Here is a 3,197-nt window from a genome sequence, read left to right as displayed (position 1 = left end):
GATCCTGAAGGCATCGCGCACCAGGGTTGGAATGCTGCTGCTGCTGACGATCTGGCGCGACATCTTCGTCAATGGCCTGAACGCGGTAACGACGTCGACGATCTGGAACCGGGCCTGCCGGCTGCTCATGATGCCCTTCTGTCCGGTTAACATCACCATCGGCATCGCACCGAGAAAGGCGTAAGCCGCACCCGTTGTGAGGTTCAACGCACCCGGACCAAGCGTGGTGATACAGACGCCAGGTTTGCCCGTCAGCCGGCCATAGGTCGCGGCCATGAACGCCGCACCCTGCTCATGGCGGGTCAGGATCAACTTGATCGAGGAGGTGCGTAAACTCTCCACGACATCAAGGTTCTCCTCGCCGGGAACTCCGAAGATTCGATCGACGCCCTCGTTTTCAAGAGCCGCAACCAGTAAGTCTGACCCCTTCGGCATTTTGATCTCCTGATCTTTCGTTTAAATGCTAACAGCTCAACTCTGCGTCGAGATATTGTCGACCTGGTTCATCGGCCACATCTCTTTCCTCGGCGAGGTCACGACGGCAGCGCAGGAAGCAGGTTCATCAGCAGCACCATGCCGAGGCCAACCAGAGCGACGATCGATTGGATGACCGAAATTGTCATTGTGGCCTCGCCCATTGTCATCCCAAAGGACTCCTTCACCAGCCAGAAGCCGGCGTGATTGGCGTAATTGAAGAACAGGGACCCCGAGCCGACCGCAAGCGCAAGCAGCGGCACGTTGAGGGACGGATCGGCGATCGCCAGCGGCGCCAGCAACCCCGCCGCTCCGACAATTCCGACTGTCGCCGACCCCGTGGAGACCGACAGCAGCATGGCAATCAGCCAGCCGAGCAATAGCGGCGGCAACGAGAAGTGCTGCGTGAGATGCACGATGGCGTCGCCAACCCGGGCCTTCACCAGGATCTCTTGAAACGCGCCGCCGCCCGCAATGATCAGCAGGATGCCCGCAATCGGCTTGAGGCTGGCGCCGAGAGCATCGCGCAGCTTCCCGGTGCTGCCGCCGCGCAGGTAGACCAGGGCGATCGAGGCGAAGAGGACTCCGGCAAGCATGGCAATCAGGGGATCCCCCAGAAAGGCGGTGACTTTCGCGCCCCAGGAACCCTTGGGCAGCACCGTCTCGCCGATTGTATTGGCCAACATCAGGATCGCCGGCATCAGTACAACAAGAATACCGACCCCGATCCGGGCCTTTGGTGTTGCCGTCGTTGCGGTGCCCGAAGAGGCCTGCGCGCCCGCGGTGAACTGGTCGAGCAGCGCCTGGTCGGGGCGTACCGACATGCGCGGCGCGATAAACCGAGCATAGACCGGACCGGCGAGGACGATCGCTGGGATCGCGGAAATGAAACCGTAGACCATGGTCGGTCCGACGCTCGTCTTCAGAGTGGCGATCGCCGTGAGCGGGCCCGGATGCGGCGGCACCATCCCGTGCAGTGATGCGAGAGCCGCGATGACAGGCGTACCCAGAAGCACGTAAGTCGAGCCTTTGACCGTACCCTTGCTCTCCAATTTGCGCGCAACGCTGAAGATCAGCGGCAGCAGGACTACAAGACCGACCTCGAAAAACATCGGGATGCCGACGACAAAAGCCGCAAGCGCCATGGCCCAAGGCAACCCGCGGTCGGATGACCGGCCGAGGATGGCGTCGGCGATCGTCTCCGTGACCCCTGAATCAGCCAGTATCTTGCCGAGCATAGCGCCCAGGGCGATGACAACCCCCACGACACCCAGGGTGTGGCCGGCGCCTGCCACAGTGGCCCCGGCGATCGAACCGATATCCATTCCGGCTGCGATGCCGACGGTGAGGGAGACCACAAGCAACGCAATCAGTGGATGCATCCGGATGCGGGTGACGATAAGCGCCACCAGCAACATCACGCCGCCGAGCGCGGTCAGCAGCAGTTGGATGTCGGCCTCGGACAAGTCAATTCCTCCCGATATTCCGAAGATGACGCCGACGCCACGGCGGCCAACGTCACGCCAATTCTGAACCGGCGCTTAGGCTCCTATCACCGTCCCTGCCGAGTTGACCGCAGACGGCAAGAGTCGTTCCTGTGACCTGTAGACGATCAAGGTACCTGCCAAACCACAGACCGCCGCCGCGCTCATCCAGTACCCGGGCGATGCATGGTCACCCGTGGCGGCAATCAACCACGTGCAGATAGCCGCGGTAAACCCGCCGAAGGTCGTTGCCAGGCTATATGCGAGCGAGAACCCTGACGTTCGCACGCCGATCGGCATGACTTCGGTCAAGGCCACGATCATCGCGCCGTTGTAGCTGGCGTAGATGAACGACAACCATAGCTCGACCATGAGCATTTTCGGAAAGGTCGGGCCATGGGCCAACCAGGACAGCGCCGGATAGGCTGTGATAAACGCCAAGGTCGAGAATGCAATCAGGATTGGGCGGCGACCGATACGATCGGACAATGCGCCCATGACGGGGAGCCAAAGAAAGTTGGAAAAGCCCACACAAATAGTCACGATCAGGCCGTCGGCGGCGGAAAGCCTGAGAACCGTCTTGCCGAAAGTCGGCGTGTAAACCGTTATCAGGTAGAATGACACGGTGGTCATGATCACCATCATCATTCCTGCGAGCACAATGCTCCAGTTTGCGAGGATGGAGCGGTAAATCTCACCTGGGGTGGGATGATGTTTGCGAGCCAGGAACTCGTCAGTTTCCTGCAGGGATCGCCGAATGACGAATACGAAAGGAACAATCATGCAGCCGACGAAAAATGGTATGCGCCAGCCCCAGTCGTCAAGTTGCGCCGGTGCGAGCCATGCGTTCAGGGCAAAGCCTAGCGTGGCCGAGACGATGATGGCCGCCTGCTGGCTGGCCGATTGCCAGCTCGCGTAAAAGCCCTTCCTTCCCGGTGTTGCCATTTCCGAAAGATAAACCGAAACGCCACCCAACTCGACGCCCGCCGAAAATCCCTGCAGCAGGCGTCCCATCACAACCAGGATCGGGGCTGCTATTCCAATGGTGGCGTAGCTCGGCACAAACGCGATCAGAACCGTGCCGGCAGCCATGATGGATAACGTCACGATCAGGCCTTTTCGCCGGCCAATGCGATCGACATAGGCCCCCAGAACGATGGCGCCAAGCGGACGCATCAGGAAGCCCGCGCCGAATGCAACAAAGGTCAGCAGCAACGACGCGTATTCATTTTCCATCGG

The 3,197-nt window shown here is 60.6% G+C and carries 3 protein-coding genes; all 3 read right to left on the bottom strand.

Annotated features, from left to right (window positions below; all coding sequences use genetic code 11):
- Positions 1 to 435: thiamine pyrophosphate-binding protein (locus tag ABSG20_RS33385; protein ID WP_423868705.1), on the bottom strand; the 435-nt coding region annotated here is incomplete at its 3' end.
- Positions 436 to 533: 98 nt separating this feature from the next.
- Entirely contained in the window at positions 534 to 1,940 is a 1,407-nt protein-coding gene (locus tag ABSG20_RS33380; protein WP_423868704.1) for a GntP family permease, read from the bottom strand.
- Positions 1,941 to 2,015: 75 nt separating this feature from the next.
- A partial coding sequence (locus ABSG20_RS33375; RefSeq protein WP_423868703.1) for an MFS transporter occupies positions 2,016 to 3,197 on the bottom strand: 1,182 nt, incomplete at its 5' end.

Origin of the sequence: Bradyrhizobium sp. (genome assembly GCF_049512235.1) — a bacterium.
Lineage (GTDB): Bacteria > Pseudomonadota > Alphaproteobacteria > Rhizobiales > Xanthobacteraceae > Bradyrhizobium.
Note: the sequence above shows the minus strand (reverse complement) of the source record. Positions and strands in the feature narration are given on the sequence as shown.